Source organism: Marinimicrobium sp. C2-29, from assembly GCF_038419845.1.
In the GTDB taxonomy this organism is placed as follows: domain Bacteria; phylum Pseudomonadota; class Gammaproteobacteria; order Pseudomonadales; family Cellvibrionaceae; genus Marinimicrobium.
Genome location: NZ_JBCAQT010000008.1, coordinates 189,358 through 212,187, shown reverse-complemented (window position 1 = coordinate 212,187; position 22,830 = coordinate 189,358). Strand labels below are relative to the sequence as shown.

Annotated in this window: 15 protein-coding genes; 13 read left to right on the top strand and 2 right to left on the bottom strand. The window is 58.8% G+C overall.

Annotation, left to right across the window (positions count from 1 at the left end; all coding sequences use genetic code 11):
• Positions 1 to 349: 349 nt before the first annotated feature.
• Positions 350 to 979, bottom strand: coding sequence for a hypothetical protein (locus tag AAE484_RS09995; protein ID WP_341938235.1), 630 nt, complete (start codon positions 977 to 979; stop codon positions 350 to 352).
• A gap of 110 nt (positions 980 to 1,089) precedes the next feature.
• Here AAE484_RS09995 and AAE484_RS09990 point away from each other — a divergent pair, with 110 nt between their 5' ends.
• Together AAE484_RS09990 and AAE484_RS09985 are read left to right on the top strand one after the other, a co-directional pair.
• Positions 1,090 to 1,962 carry a hypothetical protein gene (locus AAE484_RS09990; protein ID WP_341938234.1) on the top strand — a complete coding sequence of 291 codons (873 nt, stop codon included), beginning with the start codon at positions 1,090 to 1,092 and terminating at the stop codon, positions 1,960 to 1,962.
• A gap of 12 nt (positions 1,963 to 1,974) precedes the next feature.
• Entirely contained in the window at positions 1,975 to 2,274 is a 300-nt protein-coding gene (locus AAE484_RS09985) for a hypothetical protein (RefSeq protein ID WP_341938233.1), read from the top strand.
• A 201-nt stretch (positions 2,275 to 2,475) separates the two neighbouring features.
• On the opposite strand, the gene AAE484_RS09980 is transcribed toward AAE484_RS09985, so the two are convergent.
• On the bottom strand, positions 2,476 to 4,806 hold the full coding sequence (locus tag AAE484_RS09980; protein ID WP_341938232.1) for a Tex family protein: 2,331 nt from the start codon (positions 4,804 to 4,806) through the stop codon (positions 2,476 to 2,478).
• A gap of 572 nt (positions 4,807 to 5,378) precedes the next feature.
• On the opposite strand from AAE484_RS09980, the gene AAE484_RS09975 reads away from it, so the two are divergent.
• The 11 genes from AAE484_RS09975 (at position 5,379) to AAE484_RS09925 (ending at position 22,776) form a co-directional block, all read left to right on the top strand.
• Entirely contained in the window at positions 5,379 to 5,756 is a 378-nt protein-coding gene (locus AAE484_RS09975; RefSeq protein WP_341938231.1) for a GntR family transcriptional regulator, read from the top strand.
• Positions 5,753 to 6,622: an ABC transporter ATP-binding protein gene (locus tag AAE484_RS09970; protein ID WP_341938230.1), complete on the top strand. Its 870-nt coding sequence runs from the start codon at positions 5,753 to 5,755 to the stop codon at positions 6,620 to 6,622. Before AAE484_RS09975 ends, AAE484_RS09970 begins: the two co-directional genes overlap by 4 nt.
• A complete protein-coding gene (locus tag AAE484_RS09965; RefSeq protein WP_341938229.1) occupies positions 6,622 to 7,566 on the top strand; it encodes a hypothetical protein in 945 nt (314 codons plus the stop codon). Before AAE484_RS09970 ends, AAE484_RS09965 begins: the two co-directional genes overlap by 1 nt.
• A gap of 150 nt (positions 7,567 to 7,716) precedes the next feature.
• Positions 7,717 to 8,964: an efflux RND transporter periplasmic adaptor subunit gene (locus tag AAE484_RS09960; protein WP_341938228.1), complete on the top strand. Its 1,248-nt coding sequence runs from the start codon at positions 7,717 to 7,719 to the stop codon at positions 8,962 to 8,964.
• A gap of 2 nt (positions 8,965 to 8,966) precedes the next feature.
• A complete protein-coding gene (locus AAE484_RS09955) occupies positions 8,967 to 12,104 on the top strand; it encodes an efflux RND transporter permease subunit (RefSeq protein ID WP_341938227.1) in 3,138 nt (1,045 codons plus the stop codon).
• On the top strand, positions 12,088 to 12,402 hold the full coding sequence (locus AAE484_RS09950; RefSeq protein WP_341938226.1) for a DUF3144 domain-containing protein: 315 nt from the start codon (positions 12,088 to 12,090) through the stop codon (positions 12,400 to 12,402). The genes AAE484_RS09955 and AAE484_RS09950 overlap by 17 nt, the downstream gene beginning before the upstream one ends.
• A 171-nt stretch (positions 12,403 to 12,573) precedes the next feature.
• Positions 12,574 to 13,524, top strand: coding sequence for a lipid A deacylase LpxR family protein (locus tag AAE484_RS09945; RefSeq protein WP_341938225.1), 951 nt, complete (start codon positions 12,574 to 12,576; stop codon positions 13,522 to 13,524).
• Positions 13,525 to 13,579: 55 nt separating this feature from the next.
• A complete protein-coding gene (locus AAE484_RS09940; RefSeq protein WP_341938224.1) occupies positions 13,580 to 14,905 on the top strand; it encodes a glycosyltransferase in 1,326 nt (441 codons plus the stop codon).
• Positions 14,906 to 14,961: 56 nt separating this feature from the next.
• The gene (locus AAE484_RS09935; protein WP_341938223.1) at positions 14,962 to 15,999 is read left to right on the top strand and encodes a sensor domain-containing diguanylate cyclase; all 1,038 of its coding nucleotides are present in this window, start codon (positions 14,962 to 14,964) and stop codon (positions 15,997 to 15,999) included.
• A 348-nt stretch (positions 16,000 to 16,347) separates the two neighbouring features.
• The gene (locus AAE484_RS09930) at positions 16,348 to 18,339 is read left to right on the top strand and encodes a pectate lyase family protein (protein WP_341938222.1); all 1,992 of its coding nucleotides are present in this window, start codon (positions 16,348 to 16,350) and stop codon (positions 18,337 to 18,339) included.
• A 291-nt stretch (positions 18,340 to 18,630) separates the two neighbouring features.
• Entirely contained in the window at positions 18,631 to 22,776 is a 4,146-nt protein-coding gene (locus AAE484_RS09925; RefSeq protein ID WP_341938221.1) for a pectate lyase family protein, read from the top strand.
• The last annotated feature ends 54 nt before the right edge of the window (positions 22,777 to 22,830 follow it).

Sequence of the window (22,830 nt, the reverse complement as noted above, 5' to 3'; positions counted from 1 at the left end):
CAGGATGGCCAGGATCTGACTGTCGGTAAAACGTGACTTCTTCATGCAGAATCTCCTCTGGGGATAGATTACGAGAAAATTCTACTTATGAGTACCCTTAATTTATGGGAGGATTACCCCAGCGCGAATGCCCGGAGTCGGAATCTTCAGTGTGGCGCATTTAAGTGTAATCCTGCGGTATCGAATACATCGCTTCTGACGGAGATAGAATTAAATGGAGGGAAAGCATTCTTCTACGGGTCAGTCATTTGATTTGGCAGATAAATCATATCCGCCAAATCAAACTTTAAGAGTCAATGCTAAAGCAGACGTTATGTCTGCACTTGTGGTAAATTCGTGAGTTAAAGTTTTAACTTTCACCAATGTGTTCGACATAGACGGTACCCCTGCTTCCGTCATCTCCGTAAGAACATACACTGTATGGTGAGGGGTATGGGCAAAAGGCAGATGTGGACGACAGGTTGTCCATTATTCGGTCCGCTTGCATGTCATAATACGTCATAAGATATGGTGGGTAGACGCTAGAATTCTGTTGGCTCAAATCTTCCGCTTCTGTTACATCTTGGCACGGATATTCTTCTTTTACGTCTCCGCTAGTCTGTGCATGATGATCCATTATCGACTTATAAAGACTTTTGTCTGGAGCGGTTTGTATTTGAAATCTCTTAGGGACAGGTGGGGTAAGCCGACTAACTTTAAAATGGAAAGTGATGCTAACCCCCGCAGTCATGTCATGGCTAATCTCACCACCAAACTGTTTCTGGGCTTGCTTAGCAGCCTTTTTCCACGCTTCGATGGAAAAATTATCCGTCCCGATTATATCTCCAGATGTGATCGTTACCGGCTTCACCGTAACATGATTCAGTCCGCCATCGGAGCTGCTTTTAGTACAATAGTCGTTGGCGTTGACAGAAGTTGAGAAAATGAGAAGCGTAAACGTCGCAAGTAGCGAAAGATATTTAGTGTATTTGCGTGTCATATCACGATATCCTTTAATTTCCATGTGATGCGAGATGTGAGTTCTGATACAATCAGGTCCTCATCCTGCTGCTAAGAATAGCCAAACGAATTTATCGCCTGGTGTTTTCTATGTCAAGTCGTGTGATTATAAGCTTTATCCTATTATGTTTTCTCCTTGGAGCAGTTGTTGCCTTTCGAAGCTGGGTTGGGCTGAATGATACAAAAGTGACTGAGCCGGACACTCAGTTTGAGCTGGCTCCTGAGGTCGCTACCGTCGAGACTAAAGCTTCTGAACAAGCGGATTATCAGGCGGCTTCTGCGCCACAAGTGAGTGCTCGCGAGGACGCCTCTACGAATGATAAGTCGGAGAAGCTCGATGCAGATGATTTCGACGACTTGCTTGAGTTTACGCATGCATTCAAGGAAAAACACAATATTACGCCCGCCGATGAGGAAGAATTTGAAATATGGAGTCGAGAGCGGGGTCTGGGGCTTGACTATGGCTACGATAATTATAGTGTGAAGACCCTGAAAGGCTTGGCGAATCAAGGAGACATAGTAGCTCTGGATATGCTGGCCAATTCAATACGAAGCAAGGGAAGAAACTTGGCAGAAGCAGAAAAGCTATATATAGAATCTGCGGTGCGGGGTTCTCTGCATGCGATTGACGAAATAGCCTCAATAAAGCAACGAAACATTTTGATAGCAAAAAATAATGGGGATGACGAGCACGCCAGAGCGCTTGCCGCTGAAGCTCTGGCGTGGATGAGGGTTGGAGAGCTTCGGGGAAACTTGAATGATCCTGGTGGAGGCTTTGAGTATTTTGAGACATATATGAAAGAAATAGGGCAGCCTCTGGATTCAGATATATATAGAGAGGCGGAAACAATTGCTGGCGAGCTGTATAACGCTCTGGAAGCTGAACGAATGCGCCTCGGCTTTGATGAATTTGATAACTCAATCCCGACGGTTTTTAAAAAGATAGGCCTGGATCAAGAATAGAGACGGAACCCCATGTTAGCTATACTTGTCAATATCGCCATTGTGGTGTTGTGCCTGATCGCAGCCTCTTACATCACCGGATACCGGATACAGGTTTGGCGGGTTCTTCTAGGAGCATTGGTGTTCGGGCTGTCCTCTGAAATAACAATTCCTGTGCCAGTACTGGATTCACTATTGGCACCTACGCTTTTATATATGATTTTAATCGGTAATAACTTTCAAGATCATCAACAAGTTTTAAAATTATTCCTTATCGCATTATTCCTATATCTATTGGTATTTTACCTGTTGTTGGCAAGGGCGTTAGCGTAGCTCACTGAACTATCCGTGTCGGAGGATCAGGCTGCGCTCGCCGACGACAGGCGCCTGAGCGTTTATTATTTCTCTTCGGGCGCTGTTTGTGCTCTGGGGAAGTGTGATCTCACCGGTAATTGGCGGCGCCCCCGGACAGAGCCCGGAAACGCTCTGTCAGCCGGGGTACCGTCCTGGGGTGTTACAGCAAACCAGTAACGACTACTTCTTTTTCAGCGCATCCTGCAGCAGGGCGCCCATGCTCCCCATCGAGGCGGGTTTGGGATTGCTGCCGCGTTTGGTCTGGCTGTTGTGACCGCCGGATTTGGGCGCGCGGCGTGGGTTGGCGTTGGTGTCGGACTTCTCACCCGGCTCGTCGTCCAGGCGCATGGACAGACCGATGCGCTTGCGCTGCACGTCCACCTCCATCACTTTCACCTTGACCACGTCGCCGGCCTTGACCACATCCCGCGGGTCCTTGACGAAGGTGTTGGACAGGGCCGAGATGTGAACCAGGCCGTCCTGGTGAACACCCAGGTCGACAAAGGCTCCGAAGTTGGTCACGTTGGTCACCGAGCCTTCCAGAATCATGCCCGGCTCCAGGTCCTTGATGGTGTCTACGCCCTCCTGGAACTGGGCGGTCTTGAATTCCGGGCGCGGGTCGCGCCCGGGCTTGTCCAGCTCCAGGATGATGTCGGTGACCGTGGGCAGACCGACGTTGTCGTCGATGTAGTCGGCGGCCTTGAGGCTGCGCAGGAAGGGCGAGTCGCCAATCAGACCCTTCAGTTCCCGCCCGTTCTTCTCGGCGATCTTTTTCACCACGCTGTAGGATTCCGGGTGCACCGCCGAGGCGTCCAGCGGATTGTCGCCGCCGGCCACGCGGAGAAAGCCCGCCGCCTGCTCAAAAGTTTTGTCGCCAAAGCGCGGCACTTTCTTGAGCGCGGCCCGGGAGGTGAACACGCCATTGGCGTTGCGGAATTCCACAATGTTGTTGGCCAGCGTCTGGTTCAGGCCCGATACCCGCGCGAGCAGCGGAGCTGAAGCAGTGTTCACTTCCACACCCACGGCGTTCACACAGTCTTCTACCACCGCGTTCAGTTCGCGCGCCAGCTGCGTCTGGGACACATCGTGCTGGTACTGACCCACCCCGATGGATTTGGGGTCGATTTTCACCAGTTCCGCCAGCGGATCCTGCAGACGTCGGGCGATGGAGATGGCGCCGCGAATGGTCACATCCAGATCCGGAAATTCCTTGGCGGCAAACTCCGAGGCGGAGTAGACCGAAGCGCCGGACTCATTGACCATGACCGCCTGAGCGGTGAGGTCGCTGTGCTTTTTGAGCACGTCCTTGACGAATTTTTCGGTTTCGCGCGAGGCCGTGCCGTTGCCGATGGCGATCAGGCCGACGTTGTGTTTTTTGCACAGCTCGACGATGACCGACTCAGCCTGAGCGATTTTGTTCTGGGGCGGGGTGGGGAAGATGGCGCCGTGGTCCACCACCTTGCCGGTGGCGTCCACCACAGCCACTTTCACCCCGGTGCGCAGGCCCGGGTCCAGACCGATGGTGGCCTTCTGCCCGGCCGGGGCGGCCAGCAGCAGGTCTTTCATGTTGGCGGCAAACACCTTGATGGCTGCCTCTTCCGCCTGCTCCCGCAGTTCGCTCAGCAGGTCGGTCTCCAGATGCGTCAGCAGCTTCACCCGCCAGGTCCAGCGCACCACCTCGGACAGCCACTTGTCGGCCGCGCGGCCCTGGTCGCTGATCTGCCAGTGCTCGCCCACCATCACCTCGCAGGGGTGACCGCCGTTGCGCTCATCTTCATCGCCCAGGGTGAAGGACAGGTTGAGCACGCCCTCGTTGCGACCCCGGAACATGGCCAGGGCCCGGTGGGAGGGGACGCTCTTGAGGGGCTCGTCGTGTTCGAAGTAGTCGCGGAATTTCTGCACTTCCTGGGAGGTGTCGGTGTCCTTGCCGGGGGCGACCCGGGCGCTAAGCTGGGCCTCCTGCTTGAGGAAGTGGCGCAGCTTGCCCAGCAGCTCGGCGTCTTCGCTGAATTTTTCCATCAGGATGAACTTGGCGCCATCCAGCGCGGCCTTGGTGTCCTCGATCTTGTGCTCGGGGTTCAGATACTGGGCCGCCTCGGTTTCCGGGTCCAGGCCCGGATCGGCCAGCAGACCCTCCGCCAGGGGTTCCAGGCCGGCTTCCCGGGCAATCTGGCCCTTGGTGCGACGCTTGGGTTTGTAGGGTAAGTACAGGTCTTCCAGGCGGGTTTTGGTGTCCGCCTGTTTGATGTCGCGCTCCAGCTCCGGCGTGAGTTTTTCCTGTTCGGCGATGCTTTTCAGTATGGTCTCGCGCCGGTCTTCCAGCTCCCGCAGGTAGCGCAGCCGCTCTTCGAGGTTGCGCATCTGGGTGTCGTCGAGCCCGCCGGTGACTTCTTTGCGGTAGCGGGAGATGAAGGGCACGGTGGCGCCTTCGTCCAGTAGGGCGACGGCCGCCGCCACTTGATGTTCGCGGCAGTTGAGTTCTTCGGCAATACGCTGGGAGATGCTGTTCATGGGTCTGACCTAAAAGGGTTCGGTTAAACAATATGCCAAGGGCGCTCATTATGCGCAAATGACACCAGTAGACCAGTCTTGTTTTTGCGAAATTTTTGTGAGAGCGACGCGAGAAGGCATCACGCCCGGCCCGCTCAGGGGTAAGGTCTTCCCGGACACGGCGTGAACCCATCCCTGGGGCCTCTCCACCAACATCCTGTTGGTGACGGTCCGGGAAGACCTTACCCCAGATCGGTCCTCTGTACCTTGTAGGACCCGCCGAACGGGCCCGTAGGGCGGATCGGTCCGACGTTTCGGAGCCTAAGGCGCATCCGCCGTAACTCAAGGCGCTAGTTCCCGAAACGTTACGCTGGCACTGCGGAGGCTGGGTATCCCCTTGTGAGACCGTCGAAGGCATGGATGCCGACGTCGAGCCTACAGGGATGTATTCACGGCGTGTCTCACAAGGGGATACCCAGGCGGAGCGCTCTACCACGAAGTGCTGTACAAAAGGACTCCAAAAAAATTATTCTTGCCATCTTTCGACTTAGTGTTATAGTTACGTATAACACCAGTTCACCAAGGGAGCCATTGTGGCCGATATCTGGAACGACGACCAACCCATCTACCGCCAGCTCTACGAGCGGGTCGTGCGGTTGATACTGCAGGGCGAGTTTGCCGAGGGCGACGCCCTGCCCTCGGTGCGTCAGCTCTCGGCGGACTATCAGATCAACCACCTCACCGTCGCCAAAAGCTACCAGGCCCTGGTGGATGAAGGCCTGGTGGAAAAGCGCCGGGGGCTGGGGATGTTTGTTCTGGCGGGCGCGCGTGAGCACTTACTCGCGCGTGAGCGCAAGCAATTTCTGGAACAGGAACTGCCCGAGGTGGTGGCGCGTGCGCGTCGTCTGGGCATTGATGCCGAGGCGCTTCAGCGCGCCCTGGCCCATTATCAAAAGGAGAATAAAGCATGACAGCCGTCATCGAAGCGCGCGGTGTGCGCAAGGCCTATGGGCCCAAAACGGTATTGAAAGGCATCGATCTGACCCTGGAACCGGGCCGGATCATGGGGCTGATCGGCCCCAACGGTGCGGGTAAAACCACGCTGCTCAAGGGCATCCTCGGGCTGGCCCGGGTGGAGGGACACCTGCAGGTGCTGGGCATGGACCCGCAGCGCCAGCGCACGGCGCTGATGGAGCGGGTATCGTTTATTGCCGACACCGCCATTCTGCCCGGCTGGCTCAAGGTCAGCGAGGCGCTGGATTATATGGCTGGAGTGCATCCCCGGTTCGATCGGACCAAGGCCGAGAGTTTTCTGGGTAGGACCGGCATCGAGCGGCGCAGCCTGGTCAAGGAGCTGTCCAAGGGCATGGTCACCCAGCTGCATCTGGCGCTGATCATGGCCATCGACAGCCAATTGCTGGTGCTCGACGAGCCCACCCTCGGGCTGGATATCCTCTATCGCAAGCAGTTCTACACCAGCCTGCTCAACGACTACTTCGACGAGCAGAAAACCATACTGGTGACCACGCACCAGGTGGAGGAGATCGAGCACCTGCTCACCGATGTGGTGTTTATCGGTGACGGCGAGATTCGTCTTAATCGTTCAACGGAGGCGCTGGAGCGCGACTTTGTCGAGCTGCGGGTCGCTGGCGATCAATTGGCGGAAGCCCAGGCGCTGGGTCCGATTCACCAGCGCTCGATGCTCGGCGGCGAATGCCTGATCTTCGAGGGTGTGGCCCGGGAGCGGCTGGCACCACTGGGTGAGCTGAAAACCCCGGGGCTGGCGGATCTGTTTGTCGCCAAGCTCGAGCGGGCGCAACCGGGGAGGGCCGCCTGATGAACCTTACTCCATGGCGTCCGGTGTGGATGCAGTGTCAGCGCGAGTTCTGGGAGTCCCGCGGGACCTTTCTGCGCACGCCCCTGTGGGTGGCGGCGGTGATTGCGGCCCTGCTGGTCATGGCCATGATCACCGGGAACATCGAACTCAATATGGCCCTGAACGAGCTGCGCGGCGCGCCGGACAAACTCCGGCAGCTGGAAGACGGCGCGGACCTGGTCGGGGCCCTGATGTCCGGGGATCTGTTCAGCAGCCATCCCCAGGTGCTCCGGGCGGCCCTGGTGGCCATCGCCATCCCGTTTATTCTGACGCTACTGCTGGTCAGTCAGGTCTATCTGCTCGGCTGCCTCTACTCGGACCGACGGGACAAAAGCATCCTGTTCTGGAAATCCCTGCCGGTGTCGGAAACCCGGGTGGTTCTGACCAAGCTGGCCTTTGGCGCCCTGATCGGCCCCGGGGTTTTTCTCGGCGCCTCGCTGCTGGTGGGCCTGCTGCATCTGCTGATGCTCTTGGGCTATATCAGTTGGCAGCTGGGGGTGGTTCTGCCGGATATGGGCAGTCTGATCGGGACTTTTCTGGGGCACAGCCTGGCGCTGGTGTCCGGCTGGCTGCAGTTTTCCCTCTGGTTCCTGCCGCTGTGGGCCTGGCTGATGCTGGCCTCCGCCTACGCCAAAAAATCGCCCTTTCTGGTGGCCTTCGGCATACCGGCGGCGGCCATGGTGCTGGAGCTGTGGTTGTTGCGCAGCGTTCAACTGTGGAATGCGGTCTGGGTGCCGACTCACCGCTCTTTCGAAGGGCTGGTGCAGGCACTGGCCGAGCCGCAGGCGTGGCCCGGCCAGTGGGGTCAGACGCTGGGGACTCCCGCCTTCTGGTTCGGCCTGGTGGTGGCGGCGGGGATTACCCTGGGCGCCATCTGGCTGCGTAATAATCGCTACGAGCTATGACGACAACACGTTGAGTCGAGCGTCCGGTTGATCATGAAAACGTGATTGAGGAATGACACCATGAGGGGCTGACCCCTATCATGAGCCACTGCCGGATGCCGGCAGTGGAGATTCCGCAAAAGCGATAACAACACAGCATAGGAGATCGGTTTGGAACGGCGAGGTTGGTTGCGGCGGATGCCGCTGGCATTGATTATTCTGTTACTGGGTGCGGCGGGGTTTGTCGCTCTGCTCAATTTGAAGCCCCGTCCGGAACCGCGCCCCGAGCCGGAGCCCCCAAAACCGGTCGTCGAAGTGGAGCGCGTTCAGGTGCAGGACCGGGCACTGAGCGTCATTACCCAGGGCTCGGTGGAGCCCCGGCGGGAGATCCAGCTGGTGAGTCAGGTGGGTGGTCAGATCACCGGGACGGCGGAGAACTTTGTCAGCGGCGGACGCTTCGACAAGGGCGACTGGCTGGTGCGGATCGATACCCGCGATTACGAGTACGATCTGGCCCGGGCAGAATCGAATCTGCGCGAGGCCGAGCGGGTGTTGGCCGAGCAGCGCGGTCAGGCCCGCCAGGCCGCGCGCGAGTGGCGGGATCTGGGCAACGAAGAGGCCAACGCTCTGTTCCTGCGCAAGCCGCAACTGGCGGCGGCCGAGGCCGCCGTCGAAGCGGCCCGGGCCGAACGGGACCAGGCCCGCCTGAACCTGGAGCGGACCGAGATCCGGGCGCCCTTCGGGGGCCGTATCCGTGAGACCCGGGCCGATCTCGGGCAGTATGTTTCGCCCGGTACGGCCATAGCCGACATCTATGACGATTCGGTCGCCCGGGTGCGTTTGCCGCTCACCGGCGATCAGGCGGCGCTTCTGGATCTGCCTCGTCCCGGGGGGCCCGAATCGGCCGATGGCCCCGAAGTCACCCTGAGTGCCGAAGTGGCGGGCGAGCGCCATCAGTGGCAGGGCCAGATCAAGCGCACCGAGGCCAGTCTGGACAGCCAGTCTCGCCTGGCCTATGCCGTGGCGGAAGTGGTCGAGCCTTTCAGTGCCGAGCGCCACCCGGCGCCGCTGTTGATGGGCGCCTTTGTCGAAGCGGAGATCCAGGGCAAACGGCTGGAGAACGTGGTATCACTGCCTCGAGGTGCGGTTTTTCGTCGCAACCTCCTCTACAGCCTGAACGAGGACAATGAAGTTCAGGAAAAGCAGGTCCGGGTCCTCAAGGTGGAGGGCGAGCGCCTCTGGGTGCGGGGTGATCTGCAGGATGGAGAACCGGTGATCACCGGGCGCCAGGGCTATGTCAGCCCGGGCGTGGCGGTGCGCATTGCCGGTGAGGAGTCGGCCCCGGAGGGCGGGGTCGGGGCACCGGTGGACCCTGAGCCTGCCTCCGATTCCGACTCCGAGCCCGAGAGTGAGGGCTGAGTATGAACCGGTTGATTCAGTGGTTTGTCGAAAACCGGGTCGCGGCCAATCTCCTGATGGTGCTGATCTTTGTGGGTGCCCTGACCAGTCTGGGCAAGCTGGACAAAGAGGTCTTTCCTACGGTGGCGCTCGACTTTGTCGAAGTGTCCATGAGCTATCCCGGCGCCGGTCCCTCGGAAGTGGAAGAGCAGGTGGTGATCCGCATCGAAGAGGCCATCGCCGATATTGACGGGATCGAGGAGATTACCTCCACCGCCCGCCAGGGGCGGGGAACCGTCACCGCCGAAGTGGTCGAGGGCTACGACGCCCAGGAAGTGCTCAACGCCATCAAGACCCAGGTGGATGCCATCAATACCTTCCCGGGGGATGTGGAGCGTCCGGTCACCCGCCAGCGGGTGGGCCGCAGCTTTCTGATGAGCCTGGCGCTCTACGGCGATGTCAGCGAGGCCGCGCTTAAGGAAACCGGCTGGCGGGTGCGCAACGAGCTGACCCTGCTGGACGGCGTCTCGCACGTGGAACTCAACGGCACCCGGCCCTACGAAATGGGCATCGAGGTGTCCGAGGTCAACCTGCGCCGCTATGGTCTGAGTTTTGACCAGGTGGCCCAGGCGGTGGGCAGCTCGTCCCTCAATATCCCGGCCGGGGTGATCCGCGCCCGCGATGGCGATATCCAGATCCAGACCCGCAACCAGGCCTACACCGCCGAGGATTTCGGGCGGATTCCGGTGATCAGCCGCGCCGATGGCAGTGAGGTGTTGTTGCGGGATGTCGCTGACATTGAGGATGGCTTTGACGACTGGAGCGTCTTCGCCCAGTTCAATGGCAAGCCCTCAGTGTTTCTCGAGCTGTCCATTACCGAAAACCCGAACATTGTCGATTCCGCCGAGCAGGTCAAAGCCTACATCGATCAGAATCGGACACTGCTGCCGGCGGGGGTAGAACTGGAAGTCTGGCGGGATATGTCCAGGCTTTACGAGGGCCGTCTGAACCTGTTGCTGGAAAACGCGGTCACCGGTCTGGTTCTGGTCTTCATTGTCCTCATGCTGTTTCTGCGCCCCATTCTGGCGGTCTGGGTCTGCGTCGGTATTGCCACCGCCTTCGCCGGCGCGGTCTGGTTGATGCCCTACACCGGTGTCAGCGTCAATATGATCTCCCTCTTCGCGTTTCTGCTGGTCCTGGGGATTGTAGTGGACGACGCCATTATCGTGGGCGAAAGTATTTACACCAGCCATCAACGGGGCCTCAAGGGCACAGCCAGCGCGGCCAGTGGCGCAAAAACCGTCTCTATACCGGTCTTTTTTGCGGTGTTGAGCACCATGATCTTTTTTGCCCCCATGCTGGTGGTTCCGGGAGCCATGGGGTCGATCATTGTGGCCATTCCGGTGGTGATCATCCTGTGCCTGCTGTTCTCCCTGATCGAGAGCCTTTTCATCCTGCCCTCGCACTTGTCGCACCTGACGCCGGAGCGGGAAAGCCGTTGGAAGCCGGTGCGCCAGCTGACCCACGCCCGGCAGAAAGTGGCGGACAGTCTGGACTGGTTTGCCGACCGGGTTTACTTGCGCGGCCTGACCCGGATGCTGCGTTACAAGGGCGCGACCCTGGCCGGTTTTGCGGTGGCGTTTTTCCTGTCTCTGGCGGTCTTTATCGGCGGCTGGCTGACGGTGAGCTTCATGCCCAATGTGCCCTCGGACTATCTGGAAGCCCGGGTGACCCTGCCCGAGGGAACGCCTTTTCACGAAACCCGCCGGATCATGCGCCAGGTGGAGTCGGCCGCGCTCAAGCTGGAGGAGGACGAGGCGCTCAATGACGATAATGGCGGCGAGTTTATCGACGGCATTCAGACCTGGGCCTGGAGTCAGAACGTCTATGTGTCGGTGGGCCTGGTGGGGGCCGAGAATCGGGAGGTGTCCAGCCCCGAGGTCAGCCGCCGCTGGCGCGAGCTGATCGGCCCCATTCCGGAGGCGAAGGAGTACCGCCTGGATTTCACCATCAACGCCGCCGGGGACGACATCAATCTGAATCTGAGCATTGCCGACAACGATCTGGACTCCCAGCAGGCGGCGGCCAGGACCGTGAGTGCGGCGCTGGAGGAATTCCCCGAGGTCTACAATGTGCAGAACACCATGGAAGCGGCGCGCGAAGAGATCGCCCTGAGGCTCAGACCTCACGCCGAAATGCTGGGCATCTCGCTGCGGCAGGTGGCCGAGCAGGTGCGTCAGGCCTTTTACGGCGCCGAGGTTCAGCGCATTCCCCGGGGCATTGAAGATGTGCGCGTTCTGGTGCGCTATCCGCGCGAGGAGCGCAGCCGGATCAGTCAACTGGATCACATGCGGGTACGCCTCCCCGACGGCACCCAGATTCCGCTGCTGGAGGTGGCCGAGATCGACTTTGTCCCCGGCTATGCCTCCATTGACCGGCGCGACCGCAAACGCTCGATTGGGCTCAGTGCCAGTGTCGAGGAGGGCGCCGACGCCAATGTGATTGTGGGCGAGCTGTTGCAACGCAACCTGGCTGACTGGCAGCAGCAGTTTCCCGGTCTGACCCTGGCGCCGGATGGCAATATGCAGGACCAGGCCGACTTCATGGATTCGATGAGCAAAAACTTCATGTTGGCGGTTCTGATCATCTACGGTCTGATGGCGGTCAACTTCCGCTCCTACTGGCAGCCGGTGCTGATTCTCACCGCCATTCCCTTCGGCTTCATGGGGGCGATCATCGGTCATCTGCTGATGGGCCGGGAGATCAGTATGCTCTCCATGCTGGGTTTTATCGCCTGCGCGGGGGTGGTGGTGAATGACAACCTGGTGCTGCTCGATCGGATCAATACCCTCCGGCACAAGGGCCTGGCGGTGATGGACGCGGTGCTGCAGGCCGGGCGCGACCGTTTCCGCGCAATCATTCTGACCTCGGTGACCACCTTCATCGGCCTGATGCCGATCATGTTCGAGCAGAGCGTACAGGCGCGCTTTCTGATTCCCATGGTCATCTCCCTTGCCTTTGGGGTACTCTTTGCCACCACAGTCACCCTGATTCTGGTGCCCACCCTCTATCTGACGGCCGACCGCCTCGGCCGGCGCTGGCAGGGTTATCGGCACCGGCTATTCGGCCGCAAAGGAGCCCTGAATGAGCCCAACGCATGATGAAGACACTTTCTGGAACCTGGTTGACGAGTTTATCGAGCGGGCCAATGAGGCCTGTGACACCGCTGGCGATCCGGCCCTGGTGAGCGCGGCCTTACTGCAGGCCTGTTCGCGCTTCAATGCTTTCTCGGTCGCCTCGGCGTCTCTGGATCGCAAGGAGTTCACAGAGGAAATGCCCTCGGCCCTGGAGTTCCTGACCGGTCAGTTCCACGATCAACTCCAGGCCGACCTGGAGGATTACCGGGAGCACTACAAGGTGTATATCGCCAAGGAGCGCCCGGATGAGCCCCTGCACTGATAACACTTTTTAACGGAAGGTGCCATTGAGCGGGTGCTAAGGTAGCGGTCCGGTCATCCGCAAAGGCGGATGACCGTATACCCTGTCTCAATGTTCCGCCGGTGCCCTGCCTTGCTCCGGCACTGTCGGAGTGAAGTCATGCGTGTGCGTTGTTTCGTATTCTGGACACTTATGTCACTGAACTGGTCGTCGGCGCAAGCCGATACGGACTGGGTGACTGTGCTCTGGCACAACGACCTGTTTGTCGGAACCGATGGCGGTGGTTACACCAACGGGGCTTATATCTCCTGGTACGACCTTTCCTCCGATAATCGCGAAGACTTCCGGGCACCCCTGGTGACCCGGCCCTTCCTGGGCTGGCTGATCGAAGAGCACGGCGATGACTTTGAAGTAAGTGCTCACACTGTCGGGCAAGCAATGGTCACGCCCAAGGACATTTCCAAGCCCGTGCCCGACCCCAATGATGCGCCCTACGCCGGTCTGCTGTTTTTCCGCTCGGGCTTCGTGACCCTGAGCGGCAACCGGGCGGATTCACTGAGCGTGACCCTGGGTATGGTCGGTCCCTCTTCCGGTGCGGATGAGTCCCAGCGGCTCATTCACAAAATGACCGGATCCACCAAACCCCAGGGCTGGGATTACCAGATCAAGGACGAGCCCGTGGGCCAGGTGGAGCGCGCCCGGGTGTGGCGCTGGGGGCCGGCCCCCACCGAAGAGCCGCACGCCGATCTTCTGTTGCTGGGCAACGCCTCGCTCGGCAACCTGGAGAGCGCCCTTGGCGGCGCCCTCATCGCCCGTTTTGGGACCCGCCTGGAGCGCAGCTTCGGCACCGCCAATCAACTGACCGGACGCATCAGCAACCCCATGGCGATTGATGGCGGCTGGAACGTCTACCTCGGGGTGGGCGCCGATTACGTGTACAATCAGATTTTTGTCAGCGGCAGTGGTATCCGCTCCGGGCAGAAGGGCGAGTTGCGTCACGATCAATACGCCACCTACGCCGGTTGGTCCTATTCCTGGGATCGGTTGAGCCTGACCTGTAGCCTGGTGGCCAATACCAACCTGGATAAAAACGCCAGTGCCCGTCAGCGTTTCGGTTCGGTGACCCTGGCCTGGCGCCTTTGATCCCGGACAGATGCCCCGTCAATTTGAATGATTCCTTGTTGAACGATACCGGCGAATGAAACACCTGGTCATTATCGGCAGCGTCTGGCCCGAACCCGATTCGTCAGCGGCGGGTACCCGGATGTGGCAACTGATCGAGCTGTTTCAGCAGGATCGCTGGCAGATTACCTACGCCAGTGCCAGCACGCCCTCCACTCACCGCATCGACCTGCCCGCCCGGGGCGTGGCCGAAGCCCGGATCAACCTCAACTGCGACAGCTTTGATGCCTGGCTTATCGAGCAGCGGCCCACCGCCGTTCTCTTTGACCGCTTCATGACCGAGGAGCAGTTTGGCTGGCGCGTGGCCCGGAGCTGCCCCGAGGCTCTGCGCCTGCTCGATACCGAAGATCTGCACAGTCTGCGTGCGGCTCGCTGGCAGCGGCTCAAGGAAAAGCAGCGCGAGCTGGGCGGCAATGAGGCGGAACGTCAGGCGGTAGGCCCGGTGCTGGATTCGCCCGGCCAGCTGTTTGAGCAGATGGCCACCAGCGATATCGCCCAGCGGGAGCTGGCGGCCATCTACCGCAGCGATCTGAGCCTGATGATCTCCGAATATGAAATGGCGCTGCTCACCGATCAGTTCAACGTGGCTCCGGAATTACTGCACTACCTGCCCTTGTTGGTTGATGGCAGATCCGAGGCCACCAAAGACTATTTCAACCCCGCCAAAGGCTTTGCCGAGCGCGAGCACTTTGTCAGTCTGGGCAATTTTCGCCATCCGCCCAACTGGGATGCCGTGCTCTGGCTGAAGCACCAGCTCTGGCCCGCCCTGCGCGCCCGTGTGCCGGGGGCCCAGTTGCACCTCTATGGCGCCTACCCCCCACCCAAGGCCACAGCTTTGACCAACACCCGCGAGGGCTTTCTGGTGAAGGGCTGGGCGCCCGATGCACGTGCCGTTATCAGCCAGGCCCGGGTTTGCCTGGCGCCCCTGCGCTTTGGCGCCGGTTTAAAAGGCAAGCTGCTCGAGGCCATGGTCTGTCAGACGCCCAGCGTCACCACCACCATCGGTGCCGAAGGGATGAGTGGCGCGAACCCCTGGCCGGGCGCGATTGCCGATGAAGCGTCGGCGTTCGTTGAATCCGCCGCCAAGCTGTATGAGAATGAGTCTTTGTGGCGCTCCGCGCAGACGAATGCCCCAGCGCTCTTGTCACAACGCTATGCGCGCCGGCGTTTTTCCGAGTCCTGGCATCGACGGTTGGCGTCGCTTATGGAAGGCCTGAAGGAGCATCGGCGCGCCAATTTTGTCGGTGCCATGTTGCGCCATCACCAGCACCGAAGCACGCAATACATGGGGCAGTGGATAGCGGAGAAAAACCGATACCAGAACAGGGAACAAGAAAGTTAGCGAAACCTCCCTCCAAGGTATATCTTGGAGGGTACAGAGATGTAACGAGTGAACGCATGAAAGAACCCGATATCCCCGCCAACGAAACCGACCGGCTGGCCGCTCTGGACCAGCTCGCCATGGTGTATTCTCCGGGCGAGGAGCGTTTCGATCGGATCACCCGCCTGGCCTGCCGCCTGTTTGATGTGCCCATCGCGCTGGTGACCCTGGTGTCGAAGGACAACCAGTGGTTCAAATCGGCCCAGGGGCTGCTCGCGGCGGAAACCCCCAAACGCATTTCTTTCTGTGCCCATGCCATCAATCGCGATGAGGCCATGGTGGTGCCGGATACCCTCGAGAATCCGGACTTTGCCGATAATCCGATGGTGACCAATGCACCCCACATCCGTTTTTATGCCGGACAACCGATACAGTTTCAGGGCCACTGCGTCGGTACGCTCTGCCTGATTGACCACGAGCCACGCACCTTAACGGCCGAGCAACTGGACACGTTGCAGAGTCTGGCGGCCTGGGTGGAAAACGAGCTTAGGGTCGCCTCGCTGAGCCATGAACAGGCGCAGTTGCTGCTGGATCTGGACGAAGCTCGCCGCGATTCGCTGATCGACCCCCTCACCAAGTGCTGGAATCGCCAAGGTATGGACGTGTTGCTCAAACGCGAGCTGGCGACGGCCACCCGGGAGGGCAGCGACGTCACCCTGATGCTGGTGGATATTGATCACTTCAAAGAGGCCAATGACCAGTGGGGGCACCTGGCCGGCGATGCCTTCCTGGTGGAGGTGGCGCAACGGATTCGCAGCGCGGTGCGCCCACAGGATGTGGTCGCCCGCTATGGGGGCGATGAGTTTGTGGTGTTTGCCGCGCGCTGCCCCGAAGAGATGGCCGGCTTTCTGGGACGGCGGGTTGTCAGCCGGGTCAGCGCTCAGCCGGTGGTTACCGAGCAGGGAGTGATTCCCCTGACCCTGAGCATCGGTATCGCGGCTGCTCAGGCTCATACCGGTCTGCTGATGAACCGCCTGATTTCTGTCGCTGATCGCGCGCTCTATGATGTGAAAGCCAGCGGCCGCAATGGCCAGAAGGTCCAGCGACTGACCTAGTGGCGTCGCCCAACTTCAACCGGGGCCCGCTGAGCATTCCTCACCGGGCTTCTTTTCCCTCTCCCTGCTCCCGACTTTCGTCTGGTTTTTTTAGCACCATTCGGTCAACTTCCGGCTCCATGTAAATAAAGTGAATGCTTCATTTAAATGTAAATTAGCAATTCATATAAAAAATAATGAATTGGACGCAACTAAGTAACGTGATTGTCTTGACATGGGTGAACTGCGATTGAAGTCTCACTATGACGGCGGGTTACCGTGTTTGAATCCATTGCGTGAGAGAGACCCAGTAAGGAGGCTGCCAGCCTGAACGCGACACTAAAACCATAACGCAAAGGTTCAAACATCATGAAAGCAATCAACCCAAACCGGCGTATCGCCCGATACGCTTCAACCCTTTTTTTCAGTTCCCTGTTGAGTTTATCCATTGCCTCCGCCCATGCCGACCTGGTTGCGAACCTCGCCCTCGGGGCCGGTGCCGATGGCTCAAGCAAAGGCGGCGGATCCAGCTATGGCAATGTCATCGACGGTGACACCAGCAGCTACTGGCAGCCCGGTTCCAGCAGTGGCGAGCGCATTGGCGTCAAAAATTTTGATGCCACCTTCAATACCGTGATCATTCGGGAGCTCAACGGCGCCACCACGGGCTGGCGACTGGAAGATCACGATACCGGTGAAGTTCTGGCCTCCGGGTCCTCGCTGGGCTCCGAGCGTGTGATCAGCGGCTTTGGCGAGCGGCAGATGTACAAGGTCAACCTGATCATTGAAAGTGCCTCAAACGCGCCGCGTATTGGCGAGTTCGAGCTTTACTACGACTCCGACGGGGGCGGCTCGGACAGCTCTTCTTCCTCCTCCTCTTCCTCATCCAGCTCGTCATCCAGTGAAGCCCCCGCCGAAGGGGAAACGGTGACCTACCAGGCGGAAGACGCCGATGACTACATTGGCACTGAGGAGACCAACCACTCGGGTTACACCGGCTCGGGCTTTATCGATCTGGAAAATGTCGACAACAGCTATATCGAGTGGACCGTCGATCAGGCCGAAGCGGGCAGCGCCACAGCGACCTTCCGTTTTGCCAATGGCACCTCCAGCAATCGCCCCATGACCATCAGTGTCAACGGGACGGTCGTGGAGAGCCGCCTGGATTTTCCCGGCACCGGAGGCTGGCCTGAGTGGGACACTCAAAGTGTCACCCTCAACCTGAATCAGGGCGGGAATACCATCCGGGCCACGGCGACCGTTCCTGAGGGCGGGCCGAACTTCGATCGGATGGAAATGACCGGTGGCACTGACTCCGGTAGCTCTTCCAGTTCCAGTGAGAGCTCAAGCAGTTCCAGTAGCTCCAGTAGCACACCGCCGGGCGACCCGGGAGAGGAGCTCTCCTGTCAGCAGGCCAATACCGTGCAGGGTTTTGCTTCCCTGGGTGGCGGGACTACCGGCGGCGCCGGAGGCAATACCATCACGGTCAGCACGGGGTATGAGTTGGCGGATGCATTGAGCGATCAGAAAGACAGCAGCTCACCCCTGACCATCTATGTAGATGGCACCATCACCGCGGACAATTCCGATGTCAGCAAGTTTGATATCAAGGACATGAACGATGTGTCCATTATCGGTGTGGGTGACAACGCCCTGTTCGATGGTATCGGCATCAAGATCTGGCGCGCCGACAACGTCATCGTACGCAACATCACCATGCGCTATGTCGACATCGGCGATAAAGACCACATCACCATTGATGGGCCCTCCAACAACATCTGGATCGATCACAATACCTTCTACAATTCGCTGGATGTGGACAAGGACTATTACGACGAACTGGTCAGCGGCAAGAACGATGTCGACAACATCACCGTTTCCTACAATATTCTGCGCGACAGCTGGAAAACGTCTCTGTGGGGCAGTAGTGATGGTGACGATTCGCATCGTCGGGTGACCTTCCTGGGCAACCATTGGGAGAACGCCAATTCCCGCCTGCCGCTGTTCCGCTTTGGCGAAGCCCATATCCTGAACAACTATTATGATGGCGTGCACAGTACCGGCATCAATTCGCGCATGGGGGCGACCATCAAGATCGAGGGCAATGTGTTTGAAAATGCCCAGAACCCGATCGTCTCCTATTACAGCAGCGATATCGGCTACTGGGATGTGGAAGACAATATCTTCGGCAGCAATGTGACCTGGGATGAGGACAGTAGTAATGGCATTGTCGCCGGACCGGATGTGGAGTCCACCGTGAGCTACACGCCACCCTACAGCTATCCGGTGATTCCTGCCTCCGAGACCAAGGGTCATGTGACCACCAACGCGGGGGCCGGCGTCATCAACAACTGTTTATAGTCCGACTGCAATAACCCGAAAACGGTTCAGGCTGGAAACCCGCGAGCATGCTCGCGGGTTTTTTATCGAAAACAGTATCTTCTAAATATAAAAAATAGTACTGATTTCGAAATGGACTTAGAAAACAGGAATCGTTCGACAAATTTCGCTGCAATGAACAAGATGGAAGAAAGTGTGACGTGGATCACGCTTTTTTCAAACACTTTTGTGCTTGAATCATGCTCGAGAGAACAGGAGCGGTGCCGAAAGGAAGCCAACCAAAACCATAACACTAAACAAGGTTTACGCATCATGAAAACAATCAACCATTCCCGGCGTATCAGCCGATACGCCTCAATACTGCTATGTACCTCACTTTTCAGTTTCAGTTCTGCCCACGCCGAGCTAGGCGCCAATCTGGCGTTGGACGCGGGCGCTGACGGTTCCAGCAAGGGCGGCGGTTCCAGTTACGGCAACGTCAATGACGGCGATCCGGGCAGCTACTGGCAGCCCGGCTCCAGCAGCGATGAGCGCATTGGCGTCAAGAATATTGGTAGCAGCTTCAACACCGTTATCATCCGCGAGCTGAATGGCGCCACCACCGGATGGCGGCTGGAAGATCACGATACCGGAGAAGTGTTTGCCTCGGGTTCCACGCTGGGTTCGGAGCGTCTGATTTCGGGCTTCGGCGACCAACAGCTGTACAAACTCAACCTGATTATCGAAAGCGCCAGCAGCGCGCCACAGATCGCGGAGTTTGAAATCTACGCGGCCACGGACACCGGCAGTTCCAGCTCCTCCAGCTCCTCGAGCAGTGAGGATGAGGCCCCCACCGGGGAAACGATCACCTATCAGGCGGAAGACTCCGCGAGTTTCGCTGGCACGGTTGAAACCAACCATTCCGGCTACACCGGGGACGGCTTTGTCGACCTGCTGAACGAAACCGGCAGTTACATCGAGTGGGTCGTCAATCAGGCGAGCGCGGGAGAGGCGGTCGCCAGTTTCCGGTTTGCCAACGGCACCTCGACCAACCGGTCGATGACCATCAGCGTCAACGGCACGGTGGTGGAGAGCGGCCTGGACTTTCCGGGAACCGGTGGTTGGCCCGACTGGGGAACCCAGACAATCAGTCTGAACCTGGAAGCGGGTAACAACGTCATCCGGGCCCACGCCAATGGCTCCGATGGCGGTCCCAACTTCGACCGCGTCGATGTCACGGGCGGAACGCTGAATGGCGATGATGGCAGTTCGTCGAGTGCTTCCGAAAGCTCAGACAGCTCCAGTAGCTCGGAGAGCAGCAGCTCTTCCGAGTCGTCCTCCGACAGTTCGTCCAGCAGTGAGGACAACGGTTCGTCGGAGAGCTCCTCCAGCTCATCGCAGCAGAGTTCGTCCAGTAGTTTCTCCAGTTCGGAAGGCCTCCCGGGCGAAGCCTTGTCCTGCGAACAGGCCAATACCGTTCAGGGTTTTGCGGCAATGGGTAGCGGAACCACCGGCGGTCAGGGGGGCGAGGAAGTAACGGTCAGCACCGGCAGCCAACTGTCGGCCGCGTTGAGCAACAAGGGCAGTGCCCCGCTGACCATTTACGTGGATGGCACCATTACCCCCGAGAATTCAGATGTCAGCAAGTTTGATATCAAGGACATGAATGACGTGTCCATCATCGGTGTGGGCGACAACGCCCTGTTTGATGGCATCGGTATCAAAATCTGGCGAGCCAACAACGTGATAGTGCGCAATGTCACCATGCGTTATGTCCGCATCGGGGACAAAGACCACATCACCATCGACGGCCCTTCAAGTAATATCTGGATCGACCACAATACCTTTTACAACTCTCTGGATGTGGACAAAGACTATTACGATGAGCTGGTGAGCGGAAAAGGTGACATCGACAACATCACCCTGTCCTACAATGTGCTGCGTGATAGCTGGAAAACCTCTCTCTGGGGCAGCGGTGACGGCGACGATCACCACCGGCGCGTCACCTTCCTGGGCAACCACTGGCTGAACGCCAACTCCCGTCTGCCGTTGTACCGTTTCGGTGAGGGCCACGTGGTCAACAACTACTACGAGGGTGTCTACAGTACCGGTATCAACTCGCGTATGGGTGCAACCCTCCGGATCGAGGGCAATGTGTTTGAAGATGCCCAGAATCCGATCGTCTCCTACTACAGCAGCGAGCTGGGCTACTGGGATCTGGAGGACAACCTCTACGACAATGTCACCTGGGTTGAAAACTCCGACAGTGGCATTGAAGCGGGTCCGAACCTGGAGTCCACGGTCAGTTATGTGCCGCCCTACAGTTATAGCCGGTTGTTCGCGGCGGACGCCAGGGCTCATGTATTGGCCAATGCCGGCGCCGGAGTGGTCACCGATTGTCTGGATGCGCCGGTCAGCGGCGGTGGTGGCGAGTCCTCTTCCAGTTCAAGCAGCTTGAGCAGCTCCTCTTCCAGCTCCGGTGATGAGTCCTCATCCAGCGACTCGTCGTCGAGCGCCAGCGGCGAACCCGCTGAGCTGGGCTCAAACCTGGCGCTGAACGGCGGGGCTGATGGCAGCAGCAAAGGCGATGGCAGCAGCTTCGGTAATGTGAACGATGGCAACCTGGCGAGCTACTGGGTGCCGGCCGGTACCAGTGACGAGCGCGTGGGAGTGAAGAATTTTGGTGGCACTTTCAATACCGTGATCATTCGCGAACTGAATAATGCGACCAGCAGCTGGCGCCTGGAAGACCACGACACCAACGAGGTGCTGGCCACCGGTTCTACTCTGGGTGCGGAGCGGATCATTACCGGCTTTGGTGATCGCAATCTGTATAAGGTGAATCTGATCATCGACAGCGCCAGCAGCGCGCCGCAGATTGCCGAGTTTGAAATCTACAACGCCACCGGTGATGTCTCGGAAGGCGGTTCTTCGTCCAGCGCCAGCAGTTCGTCGAGCGAGTCGAGCGACAGTTCCGAGTCCAGCTCTTCCGGTGATTCTTCCTCGTCCGAATCCAGCTCGAGTTCAAGCTCCAGCAGCTCGGCGACCAACCCGGACTACTCCGGTCCGATCAGCAACGCCTGTATCGACCTGGTGACCGATCCGGGCATCAACTGGCGCGACGGCGCCCTGCAGAGCGATCAGGAAATTGTCGAGTGTCTGTCCCAGACTCTGGGTCGTCCGGTGGGCTACGGTGAAAACGCCCTGGGCGGTTACGACCCCAATGGCAACAGCACCCTGACCGTCATTACCAAAAACGGCAGCACCTCGGTCGAGCAGCAGCTGTTCGATGCGATCAGCTCCGACGAACCCCACTGGGTGGTGTTCGACAAATCCGACTTCGCCAGTGAATCCGAAGTGGCCATGTACCGTCTTCAGTGCGGTAACGCCGACGTGCAGAGTGCCATTGGCGGCAGTGAGGCCGAATGTGTGGACTATCGTCAGTGGTGTGACAATAACGGCTATGGCGACCATGACGCCTGCATGCAGGAGTTCTTCAACAACCGTCTGAACGATAAGGATCTGCCGATCCGCAATATTGTACTGGGTGGCAATACCACGATTGACGGTCGTATGAGCCAGACGTACTTCCGTTTCAATGGCTTTGCCATCGGCAGTGACAGCTCCGGCCAGCCTGTGAAAACGTCCAACAACATCATCCTGACGCACCTGGACTTTCAGGGAGCGGGTCATACTGAGGACCACGGTCTGGACCCGGATATGATTCGTGCCACCGGCGCGTCCCATGATATCTGGATTCACAAGAACACCTTCGACACCACCGGCGATGCCGCCTTTGATGTGAAAGTCGGCGCCTATGACATCACCATGTCGTTCAACGAGCTGCGCAACGTCAAGCGGGCATCCCTGCATGGCTCCAGCGACAGTCGTGAGATCAACGCCCAGATTCGCACCACCATGCACAACAACGCGTTTGTGACCGACGACAACCACTACAGCAGCCTGGGCAACACCGGCCGCCGCGTCCCGCTGATCCGTCGCGGCACCTCGCACATGTTCAACAATGTCTTTGTGAATTACCGCAAAGACATTCTGAGTGTACGCGTCGGGGCAAATCTGTTGTGGGAAGACAACATGGTGGTGGTCAACCAGATCCACCAGGAAAAGGATGATGTCGGCAACGCTCTGTCTGAACTGGCTGGCAACCTGACCCGCGATGTGGACGGCGGTAACTACCGTGCCGACGGTGTCTACCTCTGGTTTGCTGATGGGGCCTGTGAGCTGAACGCCAGCACCCAGACGCCGCTGGCCGATGCCTCCGGCAGTGTGGGTGATCTGGCCCAGGACTACTCGGGCGCTTCACAGTCCACCCTCAGCGACTACCGTCTGGATGCCGGTCAGGATTTGGTGGATTACGTCAGCGCTACGGCGGGCAAGCACGGCGAGTTGCCGTTCAACTCCCCGCTGGCGGGGGATGTCTACTACGTGCTGAGCCTGGGCAAGGTGCCGTGCCAATAAAGGTGCCCTACCAGTAACGCAACCGTCATCCACGCAATAAAAAAGGCGAGCCCC

Excerpts from the sequence above, each read along its gene's own strand:
- AAE484_RS09995 (WP_341938235.1), bottom strand. The coding sequence starts at position 979 with ATGACACGCAAATACACTAAATATCTTTCGCTACTTGCGACGTTTACG.
- AAE484_RS09990 (WP_341938234.1), top strand. The coding sequence starts at position 1,090 with ATGTCAAGTCGTGTGATTATAAGCTTTATCCTATTATGTTTTCTCCTT.
- AAE484_RS09985 (WP_341938233.1), top strand. The coding sequence starts at position 1,975 with ATGTTAGCTATACTTGTCAATATCGCCATTGTGGTGTTGTGCCTGATC.
- AAE484_RS09980 (WP_341938232.1), bottom strand. The coding sequence starts at position 4,806 with ATGAACAGCATCTCCCAGCGTATTGCCGAAGAACTCAACTGCCGCGAA.
- AAE484_RS09970 (WP_341938230.1), top strand. The coding sequence starts at position 5,753 with ATGACAGCCGTCATCGAAGCGCGCGGTGTGCGCAAGGCCTATGGGCCC.
- AAE484_RS09965 (WP_341938229.1), top strand. The coding sequence starts at position 6,622 with ATGAACCTTACTCCATGGCGTCCGGTGTGGATGCAGTGTCAGCGCGAG.
- AAE484_RS09955 (WP_341938227.1), top strand. The coding sequence starts at position 8,967 with ATGAACCGGTTGATTCAGTGGTTTGTCGAAAACCGGGTCGCGGCCAAT.
- AAE484_RS09950 (WP_341938226.1), top strand. The coding sequence starts at position 12,088 with ATGAGCCCAACGCATGATGAAGACACTTTCTGGAACCTGGTTGACGAG.
- AAE484_RS09945 (WP_341938225.1), top strand. The coding sequence starts at position 12,574 with ATGTCACTGAACTGGTCGTCGGCGCAAGCCGATACGGACTGGGTGACT.
- AAE484_RS09940 (WP_341938224.1), top strand. The coding sequence starts at position 13,580 with ATGAAACACCTGGTCATTATCGGCAGCGTCTGGCCCGAACCCGATTCG.
- AAE484_RS09935 (WP_341938223.1), top strand. The coding sequence starts at position 14,962 with ATGAAAGAACCCGATATCCCCGCCAACGAAACCGACCGGCTGGCCGCT.
- AAE484_RS09930 (WP_341938222.1), top strand. The coding sequence starts at position 16,348 with ATGAAAGCAATCAACCCAAACCGGCGTATCGCCCGATACGCTTCAACC.
- AAE484_RS09925 (WP_341938221.1), top strand. The coding sequence starts at position 18,631 with ATGAAAACAATCAACCATTCCCGGCGTATCAGCCGATACGCCTCAATA.